Origin of the sequence: Lysobacter soli (genome assembly GCF_009755585.1) — a bacterium.
Classification (GTDB): domain Bacteria; phylum Pseudomonadota; class Gammaproteobacteria; order Xanthomonadales; family Xanthomonadaceae; genus Lysobacter_J; species Lysobacter_J soli.
The window spans coordinates 2,401,864-2,428,675 of sequence record NZ_CP046603.1 but is presented as its reverse complement, the minus strand read 5'-3'; the positions used below and the strand labels follow the sequence as shown (position 1 = coordinate 2,428,675).

Annotated in this window: 24 protein-coding genes; 8 read left to right on the top strand and 16 right to left on the bottom strand. The window is 67.7% G+C overall.

Translation table 11 applies throughout. The features are described 5' to 3' along the window. Positions 1-91: 91 nt before the first annotated feature. The 4 genes from GOY17_RS10955 to GOY17_RS10940 all read right to left on the bottom strand — a co-directional run bounded on the left by GOY17_RS10955 (position 92) and on the right by GOY17_RS10940 (position 3,869). Positions 92-1,024: an alpha/beta fold hydrolase gene (locus GOY17_RS10955; protein ID WP_157030429.1), complete on the bottom strand. Its 933-nt coding sequence runs from the start codon at positions 1,022-1,024 to the stop codon at positions 92-94. Positions 1,025-1,132: 108 nt separating this feature from the next. Further along, positions 1,133-1,600 (bottom strand): carboxymuconolactone decarboxylase family protein, encoded by a 468-nt coding sequence (locus tag GOY17_RS10950; RefSeq protein ID WP_157030428.1) that lies wholly within the window; start codon positions 1,598-1,600, stop codon positions 1,133-1,135. 182 nt (positions 1,601-1,782) lie between these two features. Continuing rightward, positions 1,783-2,964 (bottom strand): low temperature requirement protein A, encoded by a 1,182-nt coding sequence (locus GOY17_RS10945; RefSeq protein WP_157030427.1) that lies wholly within the window; start codon positions 2,962-2,964, stop codon positions 1,783-1,785. Between the two features lie 164 nt (positions 2,965-3,128). Further along, positions 3,129-3,869: an SDR family NAD(P)-dependent oxidoreductase gene (locus GOY17_RS10940; protein WP_198173662.1), complete on the bottom strand. Its 741-nt coding sequence runs from the start codon at positions 3,867-3,869 to the stop codon at positions 3,129-3,131. A gap of 429 nt (positions 3,870-4,298) precedes the next feature. On the opposite strand from GOY17_RS10940, the gene GOY17_RS10935 reads away from it, so the two are divergent. The 4 genes from GOY17_RS10935 to GOY17_RS10920 are packed head-to-tail and all read left to right on the top strand — an operon-like array spanning position 4,299 to position 7,534. Beyond that, entirely contained in the window at positions 4,299-5,354 is a 1,056-nt protein-coding gene (locus GOY17_RS10935; RefSeq protein ID WP_232338407.1) for an alpha/beta hydrolase, read from the top strand. 18 nt (positions 5,355-5,372) lie between these two features. After that, positions 5,373-5,879: a cytochrome P460 family protein gene (locus tag GOY17_RS10930; protein ID WP_157030426.1), complete on the top strand. Its 507-nt coding sequence runs from the start codon at positions 5,373-5,375 to the stop codon at positions 5,877-5,879. Between the two features lie 23 nt (positions 5,880-5,902). Further along, positions 5,903-6,733: an oxidoreductase gene (locus GOY17_RS10925; protein WP_157030425.1), complete on the top strand. Its 831-nt coding sequence runs from the start codon at positions 5,903-5,905 to the stop codon at positions 6,731-6,733. A gap of 27 nt (positions 6,734-6,760) precedes the next feature. Beyond that, on the top strand, positions 6,761-7,534 hold the full coding sequence (locus GOY17_RS10920) for an alpha/beta fold hydrolase (protein ID WP_157030424.1): 774 nt from the start codon (positions 6,761-6,763) through the stop codon (positions 7,532-7,534). 169 nt (positions 7,535-7,703) lie between these two features. On the opposite strand, the gene GOY17_RS10915 is transcribed toward GOY17_RS10920, so the two are convergent. The 4 genes from GOY17_RS10915 to GOY17_RS10900 form a co-directional block, all read right to left on the bottom strand. Further along, positions 7,704-8,534: an alpha/beta fold hydrolase gene (locus GOY17_RS10915; protein ID WP_157030423.1), complete on the bottom strand. Its 831-nt coding sequence runs from the start codon at positions 8,532-8,534 to the stop codon at positions 7,704-7,706. A 67-nt stretch (positions 8,535-8,601) separates the two neighbouring features. Beyond that, the gene (locus GOY17_RS10910; protein WP_157030422.1) at positions 8,602-8,991 is read right to left on the bottom strand and encodes a response regulator transcription factor; all 390 of its coding nucleotides are present in this window, start codon (positions 8,989-8,991) and stop codon (positions 8,602-8,604) included. A gap of 110 nt (positions 8,992-9,101) precedes the next feature. Continuing rightward, positions 9,102-9,758 (bottom strand): response regulator transcription factor, encoded by a 657-nt coding sequence (locus GOY17_RS10905; protein WP_157030421.1) that lies wholly within the window; start codon positions 9,756-9,758, stop codon positions 9,102-9,104. Continuing rightward, positions 9,755-11,707 carry a PAS domain-containing sensor histidine kinase gene (locus GOY17_RS10900; RefSeq protein ID WP_198173661.1) on the bottom strand — a complete coding sequence of 651 codons (1,953 nt, stop codon included), beginning with the start codon at positions 11,705-11,707 and terminating at the stop codon, positions 9,755-9,757. The genes GOY17_RS10905 and GOY17_RS10900 overlap by 4 nt, the downstream gene beginning before the upstream one ends. 193 nt (positions 11,708-11,900) lie before the next feature. Here GOY17_RS10900 and GOY17_RS10895 point away from each other — a divergent pair, with 193 nt between their 5' ends. Genes GOY17_RS10895 through GOY17_RS10885 form a run of 3 tightly spaced genes read left to right on the top strand, consistent with a single transcriptional unit; the run spans position 11,901 to position 14,789 of the window. Further along, the gene (locus GOY17_RS10895) at positions 11,901-12,413 is read left to right on the top strand and encodes a Dps family protein (RefSeq protein WP_157031694.1); all 513 of its coding nucleotides are present in this window, start codon (positions 11,901-11,903) and stop codon (positions 12,411-12,413) included. A 43-nt stretch (positions 12,414-12,456) separates the two neighbouring features. Next, positions 12,457-13,791, top strand: a complete 1,335-nt coding sequence (locus GOY17_RS10890) for an alpha/beta fold hydrolase (RefSeq protein ID WP_157030420.1) — start codon at positions 12,457-12,459, stop codon at positions 13,789-13,791. Then, on the top strand, positions 13,722-14,789 hold the full coding sequence (locus GOY17_RS10885) for an SDR family NAD(P)-dependent oxidoreductase (RefSeq protein ID WP_198173660.1): 1,068 nt from the start codon (positions 13,722-13,724) through the stop codon (positions 14,787-14,789). The genes GOY17_RS10890 and GOY17_RS10885 overlap by 70 nt, the downstream gene beginning before the upstream one ends. A gap of 59 nt (positions 14,790-14,848) precedes the next feature. Here GOY17_RS10885 and mddA read toward each other — a convergent pair whose 3' ends face one another. Next, a complete protein-coding gene (mddA, locus tag GOY17_RS10880; protein WP_157030419.1) occupies positions 14,849-15,619 on the bottom strand; it encodes a methanethiol S-methyltransferase in 771 nt (256 codons plus the stop codon). A gap of 157 nt (positions 15,620-15,776) precedes the next feature. On the opposite strand from mddA, the gene GOY17_RS19055 reads away from it, so the two are divergent. Beyond that, positions 15,777-16,829 (top strand): alpha/beta fold hydrolase, encoded by a 1,053-nt coding sequence (locus GOY17_RS19055; RefSeq protein ID WP_198173659.1) that lies wholly within the window; start codon positions 15,777-15,779, stop codon positions 16,827-16,829. A 13-nt stretch (positions 16,830-16,842) separates the two neighbouring features. Here the strand turns inward: GOY17_RS19055 and GOY17_RS10870 are convergent, their stop codons facing one another. The 7 genes from GOY17_RS10870 to GOY17_RS10840 all read right to left on the bottom strand — a co-directional run bounded on the left by GOY17_RS10870 (position 16,843) and on the right by GOY17_RS10840 (position 26,765). Next, positions 16,843-17,364: a hypothetical protein gene (locus tag GOY17_RS10870; RefSeq protein ID WP_157030418.1), complete on the bottom strand. Its 522-nt coding sequence runs from the start codon at positions 17,362-17,364 to the stop codon at positions 16,843-16,845. Beyond that, positions 17,361-18,617, bottom strand: a complete 1,257-nt coding sequence (pgaC, locus tag GOY17_RS10865; protein ID WP_157030417.1) for a poly-beta-1,6-N-acetyl-D-glucosamine synthase — start codon at positions 18,615-18,617, stop codon at positions 17,361-17,363. Before pgaC ends, GOY17_RS10870 begins: the two co-directional genes overlap by 4 nt. After that, positions 18,614-20,365 (bottom strand): poly-beta-1,6-N-acetyl-D-glucosamine N-deacetylase PgaB, encoded by a 1,752-nt coding sequence (pgaB, locus tag GOY17_RS10860; protein ID WP_198173658.1) that lies wholly within the window; start codon positions 20,363-20,365, stop codon positions 18,614-18,616. Before pgaB ends, pgaC begins: the two co-directional genes overlap by 4 nt. Positions 20,366-20,367: 2 nt before the next feature. Continuing rightward, positions 20,368-22,386, bottom strand: a complete 2,019-nt coding sequence (gene pgaA, locus GOY17_RS10855; RefSeq protein ID WP_157030415.1) for a poly-beta-1,6 N-acetyl-D-glucosamine export porin PgaA — start codon at positions 22,384-22,386, stop codon at positions 20,368-20,370. 118 nt (positions 22,387-22,504) lie between these two features. Next, on the bottom strand, positions 22,505-23,446 hold the full coding sequence (locus GOY17_RS10850) for an alpha/beta fold hydrolase (RefSeq protein WP_157030414.1): 942 nt from the start codon (positions 23,444-23,446) through the stop codon (positions 22,505-22,507). An 88-nt stretch (positions 23,447-23,534) separates the two neighbouring features. Further along, complete coding sequence (locus GOY17_RS10845) at positions 23,535-24,359, bottom strand: bestrophin-like domain (RefSeq protein ID WP_157030413.1); 825 nt, start codon at positions 24,357-24,359, stop codon at positions 23,535-23,537. Positions 24,360-24,431: 72 nt separating this feature from the next. Then, complete coding sequence (locus tag GOY17_RS10840; RefSeq protein WP_157030412.1) at positions 24,432-26,765, bottom strand: arylsulfatase; 2,334 nt, start codon at positions 26,763-26,765, stop codon at positions 24,432-24,434. Positions 26,766-26,812: the final 47 nt, after the last annotated feature.

Genomic DNA, 26,812 nt, shown 5'->3' with positions numbered 1-26,812 from the left:
GCCTCGCCATCGCGCAGCGTCGAAGTGCCGGTCGACGGGTTCTGGTCCATTAGCCTCCACAACGGCGACGGCTTCTTCCCGATGGCCGAAGTCAGCGGAACGATGCGCGCACTTCCAGTGCCGTGCGGGCCGGATCCTGCAGGTGCGGGAAATGGCCGATGCCGGGCAGTACGTCGATCTGCAGCCGCGCCTTCGCCGCGAATTCCAGGCCCATGTCCGGCCGGATGTAGAGGTCGCGCTCGCCCCACACCACCCGAACCGGCGTCTGCAGTTTCGCGACATTCGCTTCGAAGTACTGCTGGTCCCGGGTGAAGTGGGCGTAGTAGTGCGCGAACGCATCGACGGTCGTCACGCCGTCGCGGTTCCAGTTGTTCGCGATGTCGGCCTGGAATTCCGGCTCAAGGTCGTACTGCGATTCCCGCGGAAGGTCGCGGCGGTGAACGTTCTCGATGATGTCGGCTTGGTTGGCGTTCATCGCCGCGCGCGTGGGCCCGGCGCTGCCCGGGGACTTCAGGTTTCGCAGGTTTTCGTGCATCAGTTGCGGCCGGTCGAACGGTGCGAAATCGCCGACGATGATGCCCCGCGCGATGTGCGGTTCGTCCAATGCGAGCAGCAGCGCGGGCAGGGCGCCGATGTCGGTCGCGTAGATCGTCAGCTGCGAGGTATCGATGCGCTCATGGGCTATGTACGCCTTCAGCACGCGGGCGTAATCGGCGGGAGCATAGGCGAAGCGATCGGGCGAGGGACGCGATGACTGTCCGTAGCCCGGCCAGTCGAACGCATGCACTTCGTAATCGTCGCCCAGCGCGATGGCGATGTCCTTGAAGGCGAGGCTCGATTCCGGGAAGCCATGCAGGAACAGGACGGTGCCCTGCGGATTCGCATTGCGGACGACGAGCTGGCGAAGGGTGATGTCGTCATCGAGACGAACGAAGCCGGTTTCGGCCGACGTCGGCTTCTCGTTCGCGCCGGCGACGGGCGTGCTGGCGATGGCGGTCGCGAGCAGGAGGTGGGCGAAGTTCATGGCGGCAATCCGGTCAGGTCGGTGGAGGGCGGACCGCTGGTGCTGCATCGCGTCCGCCATCGCATTGGGCGCCTGCTACGTATCGACGATATGTCGCCGCCGGCCTGTTCATGTATCGCCGTGTACGCCTGCCACCGCCTGAGGCGTCCTGCGGAAGCTGATCGCGAGGCGGTTGTACGTGTTCATCAGCCCGATGGCGATGGTCAGGTCGACGAGGTCCTTCTCGCCGAATACCGACAGCGCAGCCTGGTAGTCGTCATCGGGCACACCGGTCTGCGCGACGCGCGTGACGCTTTCGGCCCACGCCAGCGCGGCGCGTTCGCGTTCGCTGAACAGCGTGCCGGCTTCGCGCCACGCCTGCACGAGCGCGAGCTTTTCGATCGCCACGCCGCGCCCGATGAGGTCGCGCGTGTGCAGGTCCAGGCAGTAGGCGCAGTTGTTGATCTGCGAGATGCGCAGGTACGTCAGGTCCACCAGGTCGGCGGGCAGCGCGCTCTGCATCACGTGGCCGTAGACGCCGCCGAGCGCCTTGATGCCCTTCGGCGAGATCTGCGTGTAGTCCAGGCGATGGGTCATGTCGATTCCTCGATGTGGTCAGTGCGATGCGCACGGTTTCCGGCGCGGGAGCGCATGCTCGCGCGCTTCGGTTCGCCTGTGCACTACCTGTGGCATGACGCATCGTTGCGCCGCTTTTTCCGGCGAACCTGTCACAACACGGCCCATCACCACGTCGCGCCGCATTCATGTGGCGCGCATGCTCACCTTCGGCGCAGCGCGAGGGTCTCCCACATGGCGACGATCATCAGCACCAGTGTCGTCGCCGTCGCCAACGCGAGCGGCGAGAGCAGATGCGCCAGCGCGATCGGCGCGAGTACCGCGAGCATCACGATGCCCGCGCAGTGGGACAGCGGCGGCCCGCGGCGTTCGTTGCAGACCCACTTGAACAGCGCGACGCCGAGCAGGTAGAGCATCGGCCCGCCGATCATCGCCGCGATCGCGGCGCGGCCGTCGCCTTCGAAGTGATCCGGATGCGCCAGCGCCAGTTCGTCCGCCACGGCACAGACCACGATGCCGGCGATGATCAGCAGGTGCAGGTAGGTGTAGGCCAGCCGCGCCTGGCGTCCGGGGTCGTCGGAATGTTCTATGCGCTGGCTGGCGCGTTCGGCACCGGTGTCGAAGTAGATCCACCACATCGCCACGCTGCCGAGGAAGGCCACGATGAACGCTGCGATGGTCGGCGTGGTCCAAGCCCCCGCGGCGAACGTCGCGCCGGTGACCAGGATCGATTCACCCAGCGCGATGATCACGAACAGCGCGCAGCGTTCGGCCAGGTGATGGCCGTCGACGTCCCAGTCGATGGTGCTCGATCGCCCCATCCCCGGCACGTAGAAGTACAGCGCAGGTGCGCAGTATTCGATGGCGACGGCGGCCGTCCACAACGCCACGCGCGTGGCGCCCTCGTTCAGGCCGCCGGCGACCCACAGCGTTCCCGACAGCGCCAGCCACAACGCGATGCGCACGAAGTTCTCGTGCAGCACGCGATGGTGGTTGCGCATCGCAATCGCCACGAAGGCGGTTCGCCCCACCTGCATCGCCGCGAACACCACGCCGAACATCAGCCCGCGCTCGCCGAATGCCTGCGGGATCGAAGACGACAGCAGCAGACCGCCGAGCATCAGCACGAACAGCATCACCCGCACCGGTGTGCGATCGGGATCGAGCCAGTTGGTGACCCACGAGGTGAAGATCCACAGCCACCACACGGCCAGGAACAGCAGCAGCGTCTGCAGCGCGCCCTGCACCGTGAGGTGTTCCAGCAACGTGTGCGAGAGCTGCGTCACCGCGAACACGAACACTAGGTCGAAGAACAGCTCGACCATCGCGACGCGGTTGCCGTCGGCGGTGCCGCGCTGGCGAAGGAGGGGAGAGGCGGGCGTCATGCGGGCTGGCTTGCGCGTCGGCGTGTCGGCTTGGGGTGGCGCAAGGGTCGCACAGGACCGGCACCCACGCCGTCGCGCGACGAGCGGCGTGGTGCCGGTCCTTCCCGGAATCGCCTGGTGCAACCTCGCGCCGGGCGCACCGGACGCGCTGGGCCCCGTTCGGCCTAGATCGAATAGCCGCCGTCCACGGTCAGGCTCGCACCGGTCATGTAGCGCGCGTCGGCGCTCGAAAGGAAGGCGGCGAGGGCCGCGATCTCCTCGGGACGACCGACGCGTTTGAGCGGGTTTCGTTCGATCAGGTAATCGAGGAAACCCGTCGTGATGTCGGTTTCGACCGGCCCTGGCTGGATGTTGTTGATGGTGATCTGGCGCGGGGCCAGATCCAGCGCCAGTTCGCGGACCAGTGTCGCCACGGCGGCCTTGGACATCGCGTAGACGCTGCTTCCGACCACACCGCTGCGTGCGGCTGTATTGCTGCCAATGGTGATGATGCTGCCGCCGTCGGCCATCCGCGAAGCCGCAGCCTGCACGGCGAGGAACACGCCCCTTACGTTGATGGCGAGCATCCGGTCCAGCATGTCCAGCGGAAACTGCTCCAGCGGACTGCCTTCGTAGATGCCGGCGTTGACCACGGCAACATGGAGCGGTCCGAAGCGTTCGGCGGTATCCGAAACGGCAGCGGCGATCGCGCCGGCGTCGGTACTGTCTGCCTGCAACGCGATGGCCATGCCTCCGTCGGCCTGGATGGACTGGACGACCTCGTCGGCCTTGTCGGCACGCGAGGCGTAGGTGAGGGCGACTGCATATCCCTCCTGTGCAAGACGGCGGGCGATGGCGGCGCCGATGCCGCGCGAACCGCCGAAGACGATCGCCGCCTTGAGCGGCGGGGATGGCTGGTCAGTCATGTCTGGATCCTCAGGGTGGGCCGGCGGACGACCCGCCGGGTGCACGCATTGGAGGGCCCGCATGTATCCGGCCCATGTCGAAGCGGGGCGCGATTGTCAGCCACTGCATCCCGGCGTCGCCTGGCTACATCGGGATACATATCGGGCGTACGCGCGAATCGCGACGGCATACATGCGTATGGGTCCATACCAACGTGTTATCGCGTGGCGGGCGTGCGGCTGATTAGATGGCGATGACCGCTGGACTCGCGCATCGACCGGCGATCGGCCCTTCGAACATTTCGATACGAAGGGCGGCCTGCCCGGACACATCCGGGATACACGGGCCAGTGAAGCTGTTCACACACCAGCGCTGACGGCGCCACGCCGGACGGGACGCCTTGACGCGTCGTGTCCGATGTTCGCGCATCCCACGACACGGAGATCACCATGGACAAGCTCGCCGCCGCACCGTTTGATCCGCTCCGCCGCAAGATGCTCGCCACCGCGGCGCTGGGCGTCGCGGCCGCACCGCTCGGGCTGGTACGCAGCGCGCATGCCGCGCCATCGTCGCTGGCAACGCCGCTCGCACGACGCGTGCAGGCAACCGCGTTCGCACCGCTGAAGACGGTCCGTGCCGGGGTGCTCGACATCGAGTACGCCGAAGCAGGTCCCGCCAATGGCCCCGTGGTGATCCTGCTGCACGGGTGGCCGTACGACATCCACAGCTATGTGGAAGTGACGCCGATGCTGGCGAAGCTGGGTTACCGCGTGCTGGTGCCGTTCCTGCGCGGATATGGCGGCACGCGCTTCGTCTCCGGCGACACGCTGCGCAACGGACAGCCCTCGGCGCTGGCCGAGGACGTCGTGCAGTTCATGGACGCACTGCGCATCCGCACCGCGGTGCTGGGCGGTTTCGACTGGGGCGCGCGTTCGGCCGACATCGTCGCCGCGCTCTGGCCCGAACGCGTGAAAGCCCTGGTCGCCGTCAGCGGTTATCTCATCGGCAGCCAGGCCGCCGGGCAGGCGCCATTGCCGCCGGAAGCGGAGCTGCAATGGTGGTACCAGTTCTACTTCGCCACCGAACGCGGTCGCGCCGGCTACGACAGGAACCGCCACGACTTCGCCAGGCTCATCTGGAAGCTCGCCTCGCCGAAGTGGAACTTCGACGATGCCACGTTCGACCGCAGCGCGGCCTCGTTCGCCAACGACGACCACGTCGACATCGTGATCCACAACTACCGCTGGCGACTTGGCCTTGCGCAGGGCGAATCGCGGTACGACGCGCTCGAAAGCCGCCTCGCGCAGAGCCCGTCGATCGGCGTGCCCACCATCACCATGGAAGGCGATGCCAATGGCGCGCCGCATCCGCCGCCGGAAGCCTACGCCAAACGTTTCACCGGGAAGTACGAGCACCGCCTGATCACCGGCGGCATCGGCCACAACCTGCCGCAGGAAGATCCGCACGCGTTCGCCCAGGCGATCGTCGACGCGGACCGGCTCTGACCCGCGGAGACGACGACCATGAAGACCAGATGGGTCGCACTTCCCATCGCGCTGGTGGTGCTCGGCTTGATCGCGATCACCGCCGCCGATGATGCGAAGGCCGCCAGGCCCGCTTCGCCGATCTACGGCGTCACCGTGCCCGACGGTTACCGCGGATGGGAGCTCATCGCACCCGCGCGCGAAGCCGCGCCGTTCGATGAACTGCGTGTGGTGCTCGGCAACGACATCGCCGTGCGCGCGTATCGCCAGGGCTCGCTGCCATTTCCCGATGGCAGCGTGCTGGTGAAGCTCGCCTGGAAGGAAGTGCAGTCGCCGGATTTCGCATCGGCGACGATTCCCGGCGCGGCCACGACCGTGCAGGTCATGGTGAAGGATTCGAAGCGGTACGCCGCAAGCGGTGGATGGGGTTTTGGCCGCTTCGTCGCCGGCGTGCCGACCGACGAAGCGCAGCATCGAACCTGTTTCGCCTGCCACCAGGCGCGCGTGCGGGGTCGCGACTACGTGTTCACGCGGCTCGCACCGTGAGCGCAACCGCCAGGAGAGACGACATGACGCAACGATGGCTGATCACCGGCAGTTCCCGCGGCCTGGGCCGCGCACTCGTGGAGGCCGCGCTGGAAGCCGGACATCGCGTGATCGCCACCGCGCGCGATCCGACGCAGCTGAACGACGTGGTCGCGCGTTACGGCGACGCCGTGCGCGCGGTGGCGCTGGATGTGACCGATCCCGTCGCGGCCGACGCCGCCGTCCGGCAGGCCGTCGAAGCATTCGGTGGCCTCGACGTGCTGGTGAACAACGCCGGCTACGGCAACGTGAACTCCGTCGAGGACACCCCGCTCGACGAATTCCGCCACCAGATCGAAACCAACCTGTTCGGCACGATCATCATGACCAAGGCCGCGATAGCGCTCATGCGCGAGCAACGCAGCGGTCACTTCATCCAGTTCTCGTCCGTCGGCGGTCGCGTCGGTGCGCCCGGGCGCGCGCCTTACTCGGCCGCGAAATGGGGCGTCGAGGGGTTCTCGGAAGTGCTCGCGCAGGAGATGGCCCTGATCGGCGTACGCGTGACCATCATCGAGCCGGGCGGCTTCCGCACGGACTTCGCCGGCGCGTCGACGTCGCTGGCCGAAGGGCGCGCCGAGTACGACGCCGTCGTCGGCAAGGCGGCGCGCATGCAGCGCGAGTACGACGGCCGGCAGCCGGGCGATCCCGCGCGTGCGGCGCGCGCGATCCTTCAGGTCGCCGCAATGGACGCACCGCCGTTGCGATTGGCGCTGGGCAGCGATGCGGTTTCGGTCATCGAACGCGTCGAACATGCACGTTTGGACGAATTGGCCCGGTGGCGCGAGCTCAGCGCGTCCACCGACTTTCCCGCCTGACCCCTCACCCCACGAAAGGAGACGAACATGAAACACCTTCTGCTTGCGATGGCGCTCGGCGCCGCCGCGTTCGCCACGGACGCATCGGCGCAGGCCGCCAAACCGACCGTCGTGCTGGTGCATGGCGCCTTTGCCGATGCATCCAGCTGGAACGGCGTCATCCGCATCCTCGAAAAGGATGGCTACCCGGTCGTCGCCGTGGCCAACCCGCTGCGTGGCGTTGCCAGCGACGGCGCGTACGTCGGCGACGTCGTGACCAGTCTCGCCGGGCCGGTCGTGCTGGTCGGGCACTCCTACGGCGGCAGCGTCATCACCGAGGCCGCGCGCGACAAGTCGAACGTGAAGGCGCTCGTCTATGTCGCCGCATTCGCGCCCGATGCGGGCGAGACCGCCGCCGGACTGTCGGGGAAATTCCCTGGCAGCACGCTCGGCCCGGCCATCGCGCCGCCGGTCAAGCTGGCGACGGGCGGCAACGACCTGTACATCCGGCAGGACAAGTTCCACCAGCAGTTCGCGGCGGACGTGCCGAAGGCCGATGCCGCGCTGATGGCCGCCACGCAGCGGCCCATCACCGAGGCCGCGCTCAACGAGAAATCCGGCAGCCCGACGTGGACGAGCATTCCGTCGTGGTTCGTCTACGGCGACAAGGACCTGAACATCCCGCCGAAAGCCCTGGCGTTCATGGCCGAACGGGCGAAGTCGCAAAAGACCGAGGTCGTCGCCGGCGCCTCGCACGTGGTGATGGTGTCGCACCCGGACGTCGTGGCACGGCAGATCGAGCGCGCTGCGGAAGCGAAGTAACCCCCCACGCTTCGCTTCCCACGTTGCCCCGGGCCTTGTGCCCGGGGCTTTTTTCATTCCACGAACCGCACGACTCGTGCAGGCATGCGCTGCGTCCCGCGTCTGACACGAGAAGGCGGCAACCAGCGCGGTTGCCGCCTCCGAACCCAGCAATGCGACGCCGATGCGATCAGCCGCGCACGAACGCCAGCAGGTCCGCGTTGATCACGTCCGCGTGCGTGGTGCACATGCCGTGCGGGTAGCCCGGATACACCTTCAGCGTGCCGTGCCTGAGCAGCTTGATGGTCAGCAGCGCCGAATCGGCGATCGGCACGACCTGGTCGTCGTCGCCATGGAGCACCAGCGTCGGCACGTCCATCGCCTGCAGGTCCTGCGTGAAGTCGGTTTCGGAGAACGCCTTGATGCCCTCGTAATGCGCCTTCGCGCTGCCGGACATCCCCTGGCGCCACCAGTTGTCGATCACGCCCGCGTCGACCTTCGCGCCGTCGCGGTTGAAGCCGTAGAACGGGCCGGCGGGGAAATCGCGGAAGAACTGCGCGCGATTGGCGGCAACTGCGGCGCGGATGCCGTCGAACACCTCGATCGGAAGCCCGCCCGGATTCGCGTCGGTCTTCAGCATGATCGGCGGGACGGCGCCGATCAGCACCGCCTTCGCGACGCGGCCTGCGCCGTGGCGGGCAACGTAGCGCGCGACTTCGCCGCCGCCGGTGGAATGGCCGATGTGCACGGCGTTGCGCAGGTCCAGGTGCTCCGCGACGGCCGCGGCATCGGCGGCGTACTGATCCATGTCGTGGCCGTCGCTGACCTGGCTGGAGCGCCCATGGCCGCGGCGGTCGTGGGCGATCACGCGATAACCCTGCGCGAGGAAGAACAGCATTTGCGCGTCCCAGTCGTCGCTCGATAGCGGCCAGCCGTGATGGAAGACGATGGGCTGTGCGTTCTTCGGACCCCAGTCTTTGTAGAAGATGCGGGTGCCGTCGTCGGTGGTGATGAAGCTCATTGCGGGTTTCTCCGTGGGGTGGACACACGGGGAAACTACGGCGTGCACCAGCGCGGCGGAATCCTACCTACGTATGGTCGTGGCGTTCGCCCCGGGTCAGCGCCGCGTCGATGCAGCGCGCCACGGTGGGGCCCTCGACCGGCTTGATCAGGTAGGCGAGGGCACCCGCGGCGAGCACGCGTTGGCGCGTGGCGTCGGACGGGAACGCGGTCATGACGATCACCGGAAACCGCCGTCCCGCCATGGCCAGTGCTTCCAGCAACTGCGCGCCGCTCATGCCCGGCATCTGCACGTCGGTGATGAGGCAGTCGGGATCGCCTGCATCGGCATTGGCGAGGAACGCTGCCGCCGACGCATACGTGCAGACGTCGTGGCCGAGCGATCGCACAAGGCTGGAGAGCGACGTCCTGACGCCTTCGTCGTCGTCAAGGATCGCGATCATGGATGCGTGCTTCATCAAGGCCCTTCGTGCCGCCGTGCGCAGAATCGCGCATCGGGTGGCGGCATGCGAACGTTACGCCTGCACGTCGCGGTGCGAAATCATACGGACGTATGTCCGTCCGCGCGTCATGCGCCCAGCGCCAGCGCTTCGGCCTGGCGCACCAGGTCCGCCAGCGTGCGCACGCCCATCTTCCGCATGACGTTGCCGCGATGGATCTTCACCGTGATCTCGCTCAGTTCGAGCAGGCCGGCGACCTGCTTGTTCATCAGGCCCGAAGCGACGTGCGCCATCACCTCGCGCTCGCGCGGCGTCAGCGTCGCGTAGCGCGCGCGAACCTCGTCCAGCGCCGCGTTGTCCGCGCGTCGCTGCGCGTCGCGTTCGATCGCGCCGGCCACCGCGTCGAGCATGTCCTGGTCGCGGAAAGGCTTGGGGAGGAAGTCCACCGCCCCGGCCTTCATCGCGCGCACCGACATCGGAATGTCGCCATGTCCGGTCATGAACACGATGGGCAGCGCGATGCCATGGCGCGCCAGTTGTTCCTGCAGGTCCAGGCCGCTGATGCCCGGCAGCCGCACGTCGAGGATCAGGCAGCCCGGCGTGTCGGGCACGCTCGCCTGCAGGAGTGCGGCGGGCGAGGCGAACAGCAGCGTACGCAGGCCGATGGAGCGGAACAGGCTGTCCAGCGCGTCGCGCACCGCAGCTTCGTCATCGACGATGACGACCAGCGGGGCAACGGGCGCGGCACCGCGCGGATTCGCCGGCGGATCCAGGGACGTGTTCATGCGGAAGTCTCCGTCGCGGTGGAGAGCGAAAGCCGGAACGTCGCGCCGTCGCCGGGCGTGCTTTCGACGCCGAGCCGACCGCCGTGCGATTCGACGATGGTGCGGCAGATCGCCAGCCCCATGCCCATGCCTTCCGGGCGCGTGGTGAAGAAGGGATCGAACAGGCGCTCCAGGTGTTCGGCCGCGATGCCCGGGCCGGTGTCGGCGACGGCGATGTCGATGCGGCTGTCGACCGTTGCCGCCGCGACCACCGACAGCCGCCGGCGACCCGCCTGTCCCGTCATCGCCTGGCTTGCGTTGACCATCAGGTTCACCAGCACCTGCTGCAGCTGGACCCGGTCGCCGCGGACCGCCGGCAGGTGCGGTTCGAGTTCCAGGTGCAGCTCCACGGCGCCACGCGCCAGTTCGTGCTGGACCAGCCGCGTCGCTTCCTCGATGACGTGGCCGATGTCGAGCGTTTCGTGCCCGGCCGTTGCCTTGCCGAGGAACGCGCGGATGCGCTGCACGATTTCGCCCGCGCGACGGCCTTCGGACACGATCCGCGAGATCGCGGTGTCCACTTCGTGCAGGTCCGGCGGGTCGCGGCGCAGCCAGCGCATGCCGGCCTCGCCGTAGGTGACCACGCTCATCAGCGGCTGGTTGACCTCGTGCGCGATCGACGCTGTCAGCTCGCCCAGCGTCGACACGCGCGAGGCATGCGCCAGTTCGGTCTGCGCGAGCAGCAACGCGTCCTGTGCGCGCTGGCGTTCGGTGTTGTCGACCACGAACACCAGCACGCTCGCGTCGGCGTCCCCGGCGGACGGGAAGGTGATGGTGAACAGCACCGGCACCCGATCGCCACCGCGGCGGACGATCTCGGTTTCGCCCTCGTGGAACGCATCGCCGCGCGCGAAGGCCAGCAAGGCGGCGGCGAAGGTGCGGTCGGCATCGCCGATGATGTCCTGCACGGACGCCGGTGCCGTCATCGACTCGCTGTCGGCGAACATCATCGCGAAGGCGGGGTTCACCTCCTCGATGCGCGCCAGCCGCCGGGCATGGCCGACGAACTCGGGATGCCCGGCGATGTGGTGCGCCAGCGCATCGGCATCGCGCAGGCCGCGTGCGTCCAGTTCGGCGCGCACCGCGCTCCAGTCCTGCTGCAGCACGCCGATGCGGCTCTCGTCGAACATCCGGCGGAAGCGCTGCTCGCTGCGCACCAGGGCCGCGTATGCGGCCTTGCGTTCGGTGATGTCGGTGTGCGTTTCGAGCACGCCGACAGGACGCCCCTTGTCGTCGCGCTGCAGCACCCAGCGGCTGTCGAGCACGAGCGTGTTTCCATGGCGCGTGACCTGTTCGAGCACGCCTTCCCAGCGCCCGGTGGCGAGCAGTTGCGCCTCGACGTTCTCGCGACGATCGGGATAGCGCGTGCCGAGCAGTTCGTCCGCACGGCGGCCCAGCGCCTGCACCGAGGGGAATCCGTAGACGCTTTCGGCGGTCGCGTTCCAGAAGGTGATCGTTCCGGCGATGTCGCGCACGAAGATCATGTCGTGCGAGACGTCCAGCAGCGTCGCCTGCGCCGACAGCGTGCGCACCGCGCTCTGGTTCTGAAGTGCCAGCAGGGCCGCGATGCCGATGGCCGACAGGCTCACGAACGCGCGCACGGTCTGCGAGCCCACGTGCTCCATGCCGTGCGATTGCGCGTAGGCGATGATCGTCAGCAGCACGGATCCGGTCGCGGCCATCGCGATGTCGCCACGGCGATGCGTGCCGGCCACCAGCAGCACCGCGACGACGTAAAGCACCGCGACCGCGCCTTCCAGCGTGGTGAGCGTGTCGAGCAGGAAGATGCCCAGCATGAGCGCGGCCGCCGACGTGCGCAGCAGCCACGGGCTGACGCGTTCGCGCGTCCGGGCGCGCACGGCGGCACGCGCGGTGGGCGGATGGGACTGCAGGCGGGGAAGGGCGGCCACGGACGGCTCCGGTGCGGTGCTCGGCGCGGTGAACAGTAGCATCGACGCGGCGTCGCGCCGCGCCTGCATCGCGCCGATGCAAACCAAAGTATGAGGCGGCGACACGATCGTCCGATACACGGCGCGCGCGTGCCTGCCTAGTCTGCGGCCATCGGCCCTAGCGGCCCATCCAGGAAGGAGATCGACCGTGAACATGCTTCCCGTCAAGACGCGGCAGTCCGCACCGCTGCACACCCGCACCGACCTGCGCGCCCAGGCTGGACTCGACATCGCTGCCGCACTCACCACGCTGCTGGCCGACATGCTGGCGCTGTACATGAAGACCAGGAACTTCCACTGGCACATGTCCGGGCCGCATTTCCGCGACTACCACCTGATGCTGGACGAGCAGGCCGGCGAGATCTTCGCCACGACCGACGCCATCGCCGAGCGTGCACGGGAGGTCGGCGGTACGACGCTGCGTTCGATCGGGCATGTCCACCGCCTGCAGCGGCTGCTCGACAACGACGCCGAGTACGTCACTCCCCAGGACATGCTGGCCGAACTCGCCGACGACAACTGCCGGCTCGCGTCCTTCCTGCGCTCCACGCATTCGGTGTGCGAGCCGTATGGCGACGTCGCGACGACGAGCCTGCTCGAAACCTGGATCGACGAGGCCGAGAACCGCAGCTGGTACCTGTTCGAGACCACGCGCGCTCCGCGTTGAGCCTACAGCGGCGCGCACCTCCACGAATCGAACGGAACCTCCCATGACCTCCATCGAGCATTCCATCCCGGGCCGCGAGCCCTTCGACGGCGAACGGCGCCGCTTCCTCGGCAACGCGGCGCGGACCCTTGCCGCAGCCGGCGCGTGGAGCCTGCTGCCGGGCGCTGCGCTGGCGGCAACCGCCGGCGACGCTGCGATCCGGCCCTTCCGCATCCACGTTCCCGAATCCGACGTGCTGGACATGCGCCGGCGGGCGGCAGCGACGCGTTGGCCGGATCGCGAAACCGTCGGCGACGAATCGCAGGGGCTGCAGCTGGCGCGACTGCAGGCGCTGGTGTCCTACTGGGCTACCGGTTACGACTGGCGCGAGGCGGAACGCAAGCTCAATGCATTGCCGCAGTTCATGACGAAGCTGGACGGACTCGACGTTCACTTCATCCACGTGCGTTCCCGGCATGAGGACGCGATGCCGTTGATCCTCACGCACGGTTGGCCCGGTTCGGTACTGGAATTCCTGAAGGCCATCGGCCCACTGACCGATCCCACCGCGCACGGCGGGAAGGCAGCGGACGCATTCCACGTCGTGATTCCGTCCATCCCCGGCTATGGATTCTCCGAGCGCCCGCGCGAAGCGGGGTGGGGCCCGGATCGCATCGGCCGTGCATGGGACGTGCTCATGAAGCGGCTGGGGTACGCGCGCTACGTGTCGCAGGGCGGCGACCATGGTTCGGTCATCTCCGACACGATGGCGCGACAGGCGCCATCGGGACTGCTCGGCATCCATCTCAACATGCCGGCCACGGTGCCGCCGGACGTGATCCACGCGATCAACGCCGGCGATCCCGCGCCGGCCGGATTGAGTGCGACGGAGCAGGCCGCGTTCGAAGCGCTGAATGCGTTCTTTTCGAAGAACGCAGCGTACGGCGCGATGATGGTCACGCGGCCGCAGACCGTCGGCTACGCGCTGAACGATTCGCCGGCCGGGCTCGCGGGCTGGATGTACGACAAGTTCGTCCAGTGGACCGACAGCGATGGCGTTCCCGAGCGCGTGCTGACGCGCGACGAGATGCTCGACGACATCAGCCTCTACTGGTTGACGGGCACCGCCGTCTCCGCGGCGCGCTTCTACTGGGAAAACCACAACAACAACTTCAGCGCCCTGGCGCAGAAGACCGCCGACATCCGCATCCCGGTCGCCATCACGGTGTTCCCCGGCGAGATCTACCGCGCGCCGCGCAGTTGGGCGACGCAGGCCTATCGGACGCTGTACTACTTCAACGAAGTGGACAGGGGCGGGCACTTCGCCGCGTGGGAACAGCCCCGGCTGTTCGTCAGCGAGCTGCGTGCGGCATTCCGGCCGTTGCGGGCTTCGCTCTGATCGAACCTCGCCGCTTCCGTGGGCGCCGGTTTCTGCGTGCCCTGAGCGATGTCACCGCGTCATCAACCCATCGGAGAGACCCCATGCGCCGGCAACCCGATCACGTCGCTGAAGCCGCTGTGCCCGTCGAGGAAAGCGGGCGAAGCGATGCGCGCATCTGGTTCATCACCGGTGCCTCGAGCGGCCTTGGCCGCGCCCTCGCGGAGGCCGTCCTGGCGCGTGGCGACCGCGCCGTGCTGGCGGCGCGCGGCGTCGAACGCCTCCGCGATCTGGTCTCCGCGTTTCCGGCGCGCGCGCTTGCCGTCGCGACGGACGTGACCGATCGCGCGCAACGCGCCGCAGCCGTCGACCAGGCGCTGGCGCATTTCGGTCGCATCGACGTACTCGTCAACAATGCCGGCATCGACTTCCTTGGTGCCATCGAGGAACAGCGCGAGGAGGACTACCGCGCGCAGTTCGAAGTCAACTTCTTCGGCCCGGTGGAGATGATCCGCCTCGTCTTGCCGGGCATGCGCGCACGGGGAAAAGGAACGATCGTCAACATGTCGTCGATGGATGGACTGTCGAGCCTGCCGGCAAACGGCTACTACTCATCGAGCAAGTTCGCGCTGGAAGGGTTGACCGAAGCGTTGTGGCAGGAGCTCGAGCCGCTGGGCCTGCGCGCGTTCCTCGTCGAACCCGGTTCGTTCCGCACGGGCATCGAACAGAGGACGAAGTTCTCGGGCGAATCCATCACCGCGTACGCGGCCACGTCCGGCGCCTTCCGCGATCTCATGGGAACGCTGACCCCGGACATGTTCCCCGGCGATCCCGCACGCGCGGCGGAGGCGATCTACGAGGTCGTCGCCTCACAGCCCGACAGGCATTGGGTGGTGCTCGGCAGCGATGCCCAGCGGCGCATCCAGGCGAAGCTCGCGCTGCTACAGGCCGAGGTGGACGCCGGCGAAACGATGGCATTGAGCACGGACTATCCCGGGAGCGCCAGGGCGGTGCTTTGACGCCGCTCCCGCCGCGAAATCCCGATAGCGGAGCTCCGCACAGGGTCGGCCCGCTACGGTCACTGCGCCGTGGTGCCGACATGGCGCGTCGCGACGCCGCGCGAAGTACGCGAAGCACGCGGCACCAGCATCGGAACCTCGCGACGGTATTGCGCGTACTCCGGCAGTGCATCGAGCAGGTCGCGTTCCTCCAGGCGGATGGCGATGAGGATGTAGGCCGTCGTCATCAGTGCGAACACCAGGTGCGTCACCGTCATCGTCGGCGTCGCCCAGAACGCGAAGAACCAGCCGACATACAACGGATGGCGCACGATCCGGTAGGGGCCGGGCGTCTTGAAGGGCAGTGGACGATACGGGCGGCCGCGGAACTGCAGCCAGACCTGGCGCAGGCCGAACAGGTCGAAATGATTGATCAGGAACGTCGACACCAGCACCAGTGCCCAGCCGAACGCGAAGGCGGCGTACAGCAGGACGCGGCCGGCCTCGTTCTCGACGTGCCACACGATGCCGCCGAGCGGACGCCACTGCCAGAACAGCACGATCAGCGCGACGCTCGACAGCAACGTGTAGGTGCTGCGTTCGGCGGCTTCTGGAATCACGCGCGTCCATGCGCGCTTGAACACCGGCCGCGCCATCACGCTGTGCTGCAGCGCGAAGAGTGCGAGCAGGCTCAGGTTTATCGCCAGTGCGATCGGCAGGCTCGTATCGCGCGGCGAGTCCATGGACTTCGGCACCCCGAAACCGCCGACGAAGCCGATCGCGTACAGGAACGTCGCGAAGAACACCGCGTAGCACGCCACGCCGTAGAGCAGGATCAACCATCGCTTCATGACAGCCTCGAAAGCCGTGGGGGAAAGTGCCCGCAGCATCCTCCTGCGCGCGGCGCGGCCACAGGGGACGGACGTCCCGCCGTTTGCCCGGCGCGGGCGCTACCGGGTGAGGTTTGTCCCGACTAGACTGGCGGCGGGCACGACGAAGGCCTCGACCATGAAGCAGTCGATCCGTTACCTCACCAGCCCCGAGGGCACGCGCATCGCGTGGTCGTCGATGGGGTCGGGCGTCACGCTGGTGAAGGCCGCCAACTGGCTCAGCCACCTCGAGTACGACCTCGAAAGCCCGATCTGGCAGCACTGGACGCGTTTCTTCGGCAGCCACTTCCATTTCATCCGCTACGACGAGCGCGGCTGCGGCATGACCGGCGGCGATCCACGCGGCCTGTCGCTGCTGAACTGGCTGGGCGACCTGGAAAGCGTGGTCGATGCGGCCGGCCTCGACGAACCGTTCGCCTTGATGGGCATTTCGCAGGGCGCGGCAGCCTGCCTCGCGTATGCAGTGAAATACCCGCACCGCGTTTCGAAGCTGCTGCTGTACGGCGGCTACGCGCGTGGCGCGTACGAGCGCGACAACCCGGAAGCCGCGCGCATGTACCGAGCCATCGTCGACATCGCGCGTGGCGGCTGGAACGACCAGAACCCCGTGTTTCGGCAGGTGTTCACCGCGCGCTTCATTCCCGACGCCACCGATGCGCAGGTGCAGTGGTTCAACGAACTCGCGCGCACCACGACCACCGCCGAGGCAGCGGGCGCGCTGCTGGAGGCCCGCGCGCACATCAACGTCACCGACCTGCTGCCGCAGGTGACGGTGCCGACGCTGGTGCTGCACAGCCGCCAGGACGGCGTGGTGCCGCTGGAAGAAGGCCGGCTGCTCGCGGCGAACATTCCCGGTGCGCGCTTCATCGAACTGGAGTCGCGCAACCACGTCCTGCTGGAAAGCGAACCCGCGTGGACGCGTTTTCGCGAGGAGACGCTGCAGTTCCTCGGAGGCGAAGCGACAGACCGCCTTGCGGCGCTGACCGAGCGGGAGCGCATGATCGTCCAGCGCCTGGTCGCCGGTTGCACCAATGCCGAGATCGCGGCCTCGCTGTTCATCAGCGACAAGACGGTGCGAAACACGTTGACACGCATCTTCGGAAAACTCGGTGTGCGATCGCGCACGCAGGCGATGGCGTTGCTGCGCGACGGCGGCGTGCTCGACCGTTAGGGCCGGCGGACGTTCACGGTGCGGGATATCCGCCGGGCGTGGTATCCCGGTCCGCACGCACGCTGGCGCTACGCGCAACGGATTCTTCGGTCACGTACACGTTCGGCCCGCCTCGCCCCGATTGCGAATCGACTCCGTGCACCGTGCACGACGAGGACGCCTGCAGGCGGCGGAGCACATCGACAGAAACGCCGAACGCCTCGGCCTGCTGCGCCGGTTCGAGTGCTTCGGGCTGGCTCGCCGCGTTCTCGCGATTGGTCAACGCATGCCATCGCGCGACGGCAAACGTCACCAGCCACAGCACGAGCAGGGCGACCACCTTCAGGAAGGGCAGCGTGTCGCGCACCATCTCGCCCGGCGGCCATGGCGGAGGCACGTCGACGCCGAGCACGCGCAGTGCGTAGTACGCGGCCATCCATGGCAGGTCGCGGATCACGTAGAGCAGCACGCCCCACGCGAACAGCGTCGCCACCGTGTCGCGGACCACGACCCACCGCGGCAGGTGGCCGGCATCGATGAGGGGAGGCCATCTCATTCGCGGAATCCCCGGTCGGGACTGATCCAACGCCCGCGCGGACCGCGCCGGAAGACCGCGCGGGGCAGGCCGACCACGGCCGTCGTCGCCTGCAGCAGCCAGAAGACGATCGGGTACCACACCACCCAGAACAGCGTGCGCATGATCCCGTGCTCGTAGCCGCGATCCAGGCTCGCCGCGACCATCGCCTGCAGAAGGTAATGGAACGCCAGCACCATCCCGGCCTGTCCCGGGAAGAAGCCGAATCCTTCCAGCGTCAGGAAGTGGCCCAGTCGCAGTCCGCCCATCCACCAGATCACCAGCATGGCGAGCATCGAATACGCCCACAGCATCGAGACGAACCAGTTCAGCCAGATCGGCCACATGCGCAGGCCGCGCCTGCGGAACAGAGCGGGAATCGCGCGCAGCGCGACGTCGGTGCCGCCCTCGCTCCACCGCAGCCGCTGATGCCACAGTCCGCGCACGGTTTCCGGCGTGAGGATCCACGCCATCGCCTTCGGCTCGAACGCCATCCGCCATCCCGACATCTGCAACCGCCAGCTGATGTCCACGTCGTCGGTGATGGTGTGCGGCGACCAGCCGCCGACATCGTGCAGCGCCCGCTTGCGGAACGCGCAGATCGCACCCGATGCGGTGAACAGCGTTCCGTACACGCTCTGCGCGCGTTTGATCAGGCCCACGATGCTGGAGAACTCGCCGACCTGCAGGCGACCGATCACGCTGGTGCGGTTGCGGATGCGCGGATTGCCGGTGAGGCCACCGATGAGTGGATCGTTCTGGAACCGTCGCACGAACCAGGTGAGCGCATGCGGGTCCATCAGCGTGTCGCCGTCGATGCAGGCGACGAGTTCATGCCGCGCGGCCAGTGCGCCGAAATTCATCGCCGTCGCCTTTCCACCGTTGCTCGCCATGCGCACCACGCGCAGGCGTGGATACAGCGCCGCGAGCCGGACAAGCCGTTCGGCGGTGTCGTCGCTCGAACCGTCGTCGATGGCGACGATCTCGAAGTCGGGATAGGCCAAGCGGGCCAGCGCCGCAATGGTTTCGTCCACCTGGCGCGACTCGTTGTAGCAGGGCACCAGCACCGACACCGGCGGATAGTCCGCAAGCGTCGGCGGCTGGTCGAACGGCGGCTCGCGTCGTTCGCGCAGCACCTGGAACATCACGCCGCCGACGATCCAGTACCACGCCATCACATAGGGATAGCCGAAACAGAGCGCTGCGAGCACGAGTTCGAGCGTGAATTCGTTCATGGCACGCGATCCTGCACGGGTGGGAAGCGCCGCGCGGAGACGACGGGCGCGATTGCCCGCGCGTCCGCGGGCGCTGCAAGCGCATCGTCAGGGCCCCACGCGATCACCGTGCCGCCGTTGATCTGGAACGCGCGTGCCGATAGCGCGAGATCGTGCGTCGGGCGCGTCGATGCGTCGGGCTTGCGAAGGAAGAGGCCGACCCGTCGCGCGAACGCGGGAGGCGGTGCCGCATCGTCAGAGCGTGCGTCGGGCGTTCGCGGAACCAGCGTCACTTCGGCCAGCGATGAAGGACGATCAAAACCGTGACCTTCCGGCGCCAGCCAGTACGCCTGCAGGCCCGGTCGCATGCGTTCTGCCGCGAGGAATGCACGCATCGCCGTCGCATCGGCGTCCGGCCAGCCGGTGAAGCGTTCGGCCTCGCGCCGCCGAGCGACGTCCCATGGAGACTCGTCCGCCCGCGCGATCGCGTTGCCGAGCGAAGCCACGTCTTCCAGCACCAGCCCTTCGAACGGCACGTGCACGGCGAGGTCGCGATACAGCGCGACTGCACGCTGCGGATCGCCAACGCTCCGCAGCACGGCCGCATGCGGCAGGCGGACGATGACGTCCACGCCGGCGCGCGCACGCATCTGCGCCGCGAATCGCCCCAGGACGTCGGCGCGCACTGGCAGGTGGGCATTGGGGAACCATGTGGATTCCAGCCGCCCGTCCGCCGACACCGTACCCGCGTCGAGCATCGCGTGCGTGGCGCCCAGCGCGACGAGGCGTTCGATCGCACGACCGAGTCGGGCATCGGTCTCCGTGGCGTCGCCGCCGGCCAGCTGCGCGGGATCGATCGCGACGACGCGGCGCGCGGAGGGCCACGGGTCGTGCAGCCGCAGGTTCGACACCCACGTCGACAGATCCGGGTCGCCCGTGGGGAGGAATCGTTCGATCGCGAACGGCCGCATCGCGTCGGCCGGCCCGGGTTCCAGCGTCATGGCGAAGGCGAAGCCGATGTCCTTCGCGATCGCAAGCGTCTCCTCGTTGTAGCGCCCATACGGCCATACGAGCGCGCGCGGCTCGCGACCCAGTTCCACGCGCATCCGCTCCCGCGCGCGCAACAGGTCGGCGCGGATGCGTGCGCGGAACGCGTCGTCGCCCTCGTAAGCGCCGTCGGAGAAGATGCGGTTCTGCCCGGCCGGCAGGAGGTTGCCTTGCGGATTGGCGCGCACCACGGTGTGCAGCGCATCGCTGTGCGAGGCGAATTCCACCCAGCCCGATGCCTGCATTTCGCGCGCCTGTGTCCAGCTGATGAATGCCGAACGGGGCAGGGTGCGTTCGCCGTAGCGAACCGTGCCGTTCGCAGGAACGTCCATCCACGCGCCGACCAGCGCCACGACGACGGGCACGCGGTATGCCAGCGCCAGCGGATACACGCGCGTGTAGGCGCTGGCGAGTCCGTCGTCGACGGTGATGAGCACCGCCTTCGGCGGCAACGGCGCAATGCCGCGCCGGGCGCGATCGATATCGTCCAGCGACACCGCCGTCCAGCCGTTGCCGGTGAGCCATTCCAGCAACGCGACGAAGCGGTCGCTCGTGATGCTGTCTTCGTCCAGCTGGGCGGGCGTGTCCACCACGTCGTGGAGCGTGATGGCCACGAACGCAGTTCCGTCGCCGTTGCGGGGTTCGGCCGCATGCAGCGCGCTGCCCGCGAGCATCGCGACGAAGACGAACAGGGATGCGATGCAGTAGCCGAAGCGCTTCATCGTCAGAACCTCTGGTCCAGGCGCACGTAGAGGCTCACCGAGCGCTCCATGTCGCCGTCGTAGGCCTGCCAGCCGCACGCCACGCCGTACTGCCATTCGGTGCGCGGATCGTGCCGGTAGACCTGTCCGTACTCGATGCTGCCGACGGCATCGTGCCCGTAACCGGATTGCCAGTAGTCGCCGATCGTCGCGATCAGCCGCTGCCCCAGGCTGCGCTCATACCGGCGCCACAGGCGATGGCGCAGGTCGGCCGTGAGCGACACCGAACGGTCGCGCTCGGGATTGAAATACGGCGCGTCGCGCAGCGAGTTCTTCGACGCGTACACCGCCGGGCGCAGCACGAGCTCCAGGCCCGGCCGTTCGAACGCGACGCCTGCAAAATCGAGCGTACCCTCCCAGCGGCGGTTGCCGTCCGTGAAATCCAGCGTGCTCGCCGACAGCGACGTCACGGCCGATTCGCTCCATGCATGCGTCGCGCTGACCCTCGCGGCATCGGCGCGAATCCCGGCTTCGACGGCGCGCAGCGGCGTGGCCGAGGAAAACGCTTCGTAGCCAGCGCCGAACGTCCAGTGATCGTCCGGTTGCCATTCGACGCTGGCGTCGGCACCGCCGTGCGACAGCAGGCCGTGGTTCGACCACGCGACCAGTTCGAACGTCACGTCGGGCCATCGCCCTTCGATGCCGGCGCCGTAACGGTTGCGCGTGAGCCGGTCGTCGTCCGGTTCGTCGACTTCACGGTCCGCCGCGGCGAGCAAGCGCCAGCGTTCGCCCAGCGGTGGCGTGTAGGCGCGCGCGGATGCGGTCAGTCCGCTGCCCGGTGCGTTCGACCCACCGCCATCCGCGCGACGCGGCTGGATCGACACCGACAGCTGCGCGCCGTGGTAGGCGTCGATTTCCTCCTGCAGGCGTTGCAGTCGCGTGTTTTCGGGTTGGATCGCCGCGAGTGACTGCACCCGCGCTTCGGCCGCCCTCCACTGACGCCGGTTGAATTGCGCCTCCGCCAGCGCGATGCCGAGGGTGGTGTCGTCCGGTGCGAGGCTCTGCGCGATGCGGATCTCGTCGTGCGCGAGGCGCGGCCAGCCGCGCGCGCTCGCGATTTCGCCCTGTTCCAGCCGCAGGTGCGGCGCGGCCGGCGCCTGCTGCGCGATGGGATGCAGCACGCGCCACGCTTCGTCGGGCATATCGCCGTAGCGGCGCGATTGCGACCACAGGATCTGCGTGTCGAGCCAGTCGGGATCGGGTTTCGGGCGCTGCGAGATGCCGGATCGGCGGGTCGGCGTCGACTTCGCCGCGAGCGCATCGATCGTCGCGAACGCTCCATCGAAATCCTCCGACTCGATTTGCGCATAGAACAGCCCGATGCGTGCGTCGCGGTTCGTCGCGTCCTGCGTCAGTACATCGCGATATGCGACAAGTGCGTCTTCCGGCCGACGCAACGCGAGCAGCGCATCGGCTTGCGCCTGTCGCACGTAAGGCGGCAGCGGGCCGCCCATCTGCAGCGCTTCGGCCATGTCCAGCGCATCGGCCCAGCGTTCGCGATCGCGCAATGCGACGACGAGGTCGCCCTGAAGCCGTCGTTCGAGGCCAACGTCACGCACCGGCATCGCGCGCGCTTCGACGAGCAGTGCGTCCAGTGTCGCGATCGCGGCATCGGTGGTCTCGAAGCCACGCGCCGGATCGAGCGACACCTGCGCGCCCCATCGCACGGTTTCGGCGGCCATGCGGCTGCGCACGCCGATGTCGGCGTCCGGTCCGAGCACACGCGCCGCGGCCTGCGGCGCGCCCAGTTCCATCAGCACGTCGGCGACGGCGCGACGCGCGTCGCGATCGCCGGGGCGCTCCTGGAGTGCGAGCGAGAACTCGCGCAACGCAGCGTGGCGATCGCCGGCGCGAAGCAGGACGCGTCCCTGCTGCATGCGCGCATCGAACGACGGCGATGCATCCCGTTCGGCCGCACGAACGCCGGCCATGGCGATGGCCGACAGCAGCAACGACAACGCCAGTCGAACTGCAGCGTCCATTCGCGGGACCGACCTTGGTTCCTCGGCCTAGAAGCGCCGAGCGGCGTTATGCGGGCGTGAAATGAACCCGAGTGGGGCACAGCGCCCGGACGCCACCCCCGGACGCCGGGGCGAGGGCTCAGTGGCTGGCTAGGAACGGCAGGATCACGTCCAGCGCCTGCTGCGGCTGTTCTTCCATGATCCAGTGGCCCGAGTTCTGGATGACGGCGCCGTCGACGTTCGTCGCGACGTACTCCAGTTCGGTCTTCATGTTCGCGCCGTAGGACTTGTCGCCGCCGATCGCGAGCACCGGGATGGTGAGCTTGCCGGTCTTCGCGAAGGTCGCCTTGTTCTCTTCGGCGTCGCGCGAGAACGCCTCGAACTGCCCGCCGAACGCGTTGTGGATCGCGCCGGGGCGTGCATAGAGTTCGGCGTAGTGCTGGCGCGTGGCTTCGTCGATGCGCGAAGGATCGCCGCCCAGGTCGTTGTAGAACCGGTCCAGCAGGATGCGCTCGCGTCCCGCGACCAGACGCTCGACGTCGGGCCCGCGAAAGTTGAAATGCCACACGCGCGGGTTCACCAGCTGCGCTTCCCACGTGCCCATGCCCGGTAGCGGCGCGTCCATGACGACCCAGGACGTCACGCGGTCCGGATAGTGCGTGGCCAGCGCATAGCCGACCATGTTGCCGATGTCGTGCGTCACCAGCTGCACCTTCTTCACCTTGAGCTGGTCGAGCATCGCGGCGAGATCGCGCGCCTGCGCGGCCTTCTCGTAGCCGGTTTCAGGATGCGACGACAGCCCCATGCCGCGGAGGTCGGGCACGATCACGGTGTGGTCCTTCACCAGCACGGATGCCAGCGGCTCCCACATGTCGCCGGTGTCGCCGAAGCCGTGCAACAGCACCACTGCCGGACCTTTGCCCCCGATGCGGACGTGCTGCGTGCCGTCGGTGACGGCCATCTCGCGTTCGCGGAAGCTGGACGGGTAGGGACGTACATCGGCGGCGGCCTCGACGAGCGCCAGCGACGAAAGCAGGACCACGGCGAACAACGCACGGACGGTGGAAGGCGAGCGGTGCATGGCGATCTCCACGAGAGGTGAGGGTGTCGGCGGTGATGCGATCACCGCAAGGCCATCTGTTTCCAACGTAACGGCGCGGGCCGCGCGGTCATTCCTGTGTAGTCGAGCCGGCAGGCGACACGCGCGGGATGCGCGCCGCCGGCGAGGGTGGGCCGAGCGAGTCGCGCAGATCGAGCATCGGTTGTTGCGGCACGTTGATCTTTCCCGTCGAGGGGCGGTCGAGATCGACCACCAGCGTGGCGGCCAGCGTGAAGAGGATCAGGAGCACCGTCGTCGATTTGCGATGTGACGCCCGCTCGTAGCCGACCATCGCCGCCGCGAGCAGCGCGAACAGCCAGAGCAGGCGCAGGATGCGTTTGGGGATATGCGCCTGGCGCGTGGCGAAGCGCTCGGCCGCCAGGTCGATGGACTCATTCGCGGTGCTCACCAGCAGCGAGGCGCGCGGTGAATCGCGGAACGGCGCGATGACCGACATCAGCGCGGTCCACAGCTCCGTCTGCAGCGCTTCGGTACGCCTGTACTGGGCGAGTTCCTCGGCGTCCGTCGCCGCCTGCCCGAACGCGACCCGCGCATCGACGTATCGCCGCAGCTGCGCTTCCATGCGCGCGCGGTCGACGTCGTCGAGCATCTGCATGCGCAGCCACGTGGTGCCGATCGCGTTGGCTTCCTTCACCACAAGCTCCCTGCGCGCCTCGTAACGCGAGAGCGCGATGGAGAAGGTGAAGCCGATCAGCAGCGCGAGCAGCCCCAGCACCGACGTCATGGCGAATGCTTCGGACTCGCCGGCTTCCCTCGGGCCCTGACGCGCCCGCACGAACGCGCCGAGCTCGCGCGCCAGGATCAGGCTGGCGAAGAAGACCAGCGCCAGCACCCACAGCGGTGCATACGGAAACGAAGACGAAAACGACTCCATGCGATCCTCCCCGGAAGTCCACGCACATCGACGGCGCGGCCATCCGCCGCGCCGCCTGGCCCGTCAAGCCACTCAGTCGACGGCGAACGCCGCCGCCGCGAGCTTCTCCAGGTCGAGGTACTGCGACTTCTCGACCGTCACGCCGACGAACTTGATCTCGCCACCCGTGAACTCGCCGGGCGAGGTGTAGTCCTCGCTCACCGCATCGCCGCTGTCGCGCCCGATGCACAGGCCGTCGCCGGACAGCGTGAACTTGCCCAGCTGCGTGCGCATGTCGCCTTCGGCTTCCACCTGGTCGTTCACGTACAGCTTCGTCCTGCCGAGGGATTCGCCGTGTTCACCGGCCTTCTCGCGCGTGAACTCCATGCCGACGGTGTACTTGCCGGGTTTCAGCACCGTCTTCGACACGAACTTCTGCTCCGGCTTGATGCCGAGGAAGTTGTAGACGTAATGCAGCTTGCCGTCCTTGACGAACAGGCTGTGCCCGCCGAAGCGCGAACCATGCGCGAAGATCACGCCGGAGCACTGGCTGTCCTTGACCTCGATGTCGGCGAGGATCTTGTACGAGCGGCCGCGCACGTTGACCGCGACGCCCTCCGGCACGGGCGAGGTGCCGGGGTAGTAGATGTAGCGCTCGCGCGGTTCTTCCTCCGTCGGGCGTTCGACGCCCAGTACTTCGGCGGCGCTGCGGTCGTCGAGCGGCAGGACCTTGTTGATCTCGGCTTCGTCGAACCACGCCTTGATCAGTGCGTCCAGCTTGTCGGGATGTTGCGAGGCCAGGTTCGTCGATTCGGAGCGATCCTCGTCGACGTGGTACAGCTCCCACTGGTCCTGGTCGAAATGGCCCTTGCCGGTGAGCGGCGCGTGCAGCGCGGCGGCCTTCCAGCCGTTTTCCCAGATGCCGCGCGTGCCGAGCATCGAGTAGTACTGGCGCTTCTTCTGCGTCGGCGCATCGGGCTTCGCGTCGAAGGTGTACTTCATCGAGACGCCCGACAGCGGGTACTGCTCGACGCCGCGATACGTCTTCGGCATTTCCAGGCCGCAGGCCTCGAGGATCGTGGGCACGATGTCGACCGAGTGGTGGTACTGGTTGCGCACTTCACCCTTGGCCTTGATGCCCTTGGGCCAGTGGATGACCATCGGGCACGCGGTGCCGCCGGCATACTCGGAGTAGCGCTTGAACATCTGGTACGGCGTAGAAAATGCGACCGCCCATCCGGTCGGGTAGTGGTTGTAGGTTTCCTGCCCGCCGAGGACGTCGAGGTACTTCAGGTTCTCGGACAGTTCGTCGGGGAAGTTGTTGAAGAACTTGTTCTCGTTGACCGAGCCGCTGGGGCTGCCTTCGCCCGAGGCGCCGTTGTCGGCGCAGTAGAACACCAGCGTGTTGTCGAGCTGGCCGCTTTCCTCCAGATAGTCGATGAGGCGGCCGACCTGCACGTCGGTGTATTCGGAGAAACCGGCGTACACCTCCGCCATGCGCGCGAACAGCCGCTTCTCGTCGTCGTTGAGCGTGGCCCACGGCCGCACCGCGTCGGCGGGATTGGCGACGTCGTCGGGCAGGGGATTGATTGGCGTGAGCTTCGTGCCCTCGGGCAGCATGCCTTTCTCGATCATTCGCGCCATCACCCACTCGCGATAGGCCTCGTAGCCGTCGTCGAACTTGCCCTTGTACTTGTCGATGTATTCCTTCGGCGCGTGGTGCGGCGCATGGTTCGCGCCCGGGCACAGCCACATGAACCACGGTTTGGACGGGTTGCTCGCCTTCTGGTCGCGGATCATCTGCAGCGCCTGGTCGACCAGGTCGCGCGAGAGGTGATAGCCCTCGTCCGGCGAATACGGCTGGTCGATGAATTTGTTGTCCTCGGCCAGGTCGGGATACCACTGGTTGGTCTCCCCGCCGAGGAACCCGTAGAAGCGGTCGAAACCTTTCTGCACGGGCCATTCCGAACGGCTCGCGCCGGTCGCGATGTCCTGCTCGGGCACGTTGTGGTCCTTGCCGAGCCAGAACGTGCTGAAGCCGTTTTCCTGCAGCACCTGCCCGATGGTCGCGCATTCGGCCGGCAGGCGACCGCTCCATCCGGGATACCCCTGCGCGCCTTCGGTGATGCACGCCATGGCGTTGAGGTGGTGGTTGCGCCCGGTGAGGAAGGTCGAACGCGTCGGCGAGCACAGCGCCGTCGTATGCCATTGCGTGTACGTCAGGCCGTTGTCGGCGAGCTTCTGCAACGTCGGCATGTTGATGCGACCGCCGTAGGGCTCCCATGCCGCCTGACCGGTGTCGTCGTAGAGCACGATGAGGATGTTCGGTGCGCCCTTCGGTGCCTTCGCCAACGTGTATGGCGTCCAGTCGGGTTTGGAATCGCGGACGTCGAGCTTGATGACGCCCTTGAACGGCTTGCTGGCCATGCGCTTAGCCTCCTGGCTGGGGTGGGCACGCGTGGCGCCCGTGACGG